Below are 798 nucleotides of genomic sequence, written 5' to 3'. Positions count from 1 at the left end.
ACTCAAAGGGAAGGACGGCAAACTGTACCTCTCGCCAATTTTGGACTTGTTCAACCGCGAGATCGTCGCCTACGCCATGAGCCGCAGAGCCGACAGCGAAATGGTGAAGGAAATGCTCGAAAAAGCCGCACCCCGGCTGACTGATAAAGGAACGATGCTTCATTCGGACCAAGGTGTGCTGTACCGTACGGCGGGGTATAGGGAATTGCTTGCGGAGCATTCCATGGTTCAAAGCATGTCGCGTAAGGCGAACTGCTGGGACAATGCGCCAATGGAGAGTTTCTTTGCGGTGTTGAAGACGGAGTGTTTCTATAACGCAGGAGAATTGACGGTGGACGAATTGATGAAGCAGATAGATGACTATATGGATTACTACAACCGGGAGCGTTGCAGTCTGAAATTGAAAAAGCTGAGTCCTGTCGCATACAGAACCCAGCTTACACAGAGCGCCTGAAAAGGCTTTTATGAGTGTCCAAGATTTGGGGGCCAGTTCAAACCAATGTATTCAGTTTCAGACGACCTTTTTTCATAACGATGTAAGCAAAGAATAGAGAAAACAGTCAAGCGGACACAAGACGGCAAACCGCAGATATGCTGGATCGTCGTGGACTCTAATACAAACAAGCCAAGCCACTTTGCGGCTATTGCTATACAAATAGAAATGACTGTTGTCAGGTATTCCACTTTGCTCCGCCCTCGTCCAACTTTCGCCCTGACGTTACCATCCTGCCGCGATGAGTTTTGTTTGAGACCGCCGTCTTATATCGACAATTATGCGCACCCCTCTATCTTTATAGT

The 798-nt window shown here is 48.4% G+C and carries 1 protein-coding gene; it reads left to right on the top strand.

All coding sequences use genetic code 11. The features are described from left to right. The coding region (locus ACTHUR_RS13235; protein WP_440398984.1) for an IS3 family transposase at nt 1–454 on the top strand (454 nt) is incomplete at its 5' end. Between the last annotated feature and the right edge of the window lie 344 nt (nt 455–798).

It is taken from the genome of Neisseria sp. P0021.S007, from assembly GCF_051956855.1.
The sequence above is the reverse complement of the archived record's forward strand: the minus strand, read 5'-3'. Positions and strand labels throughout refer to the sequence as shown.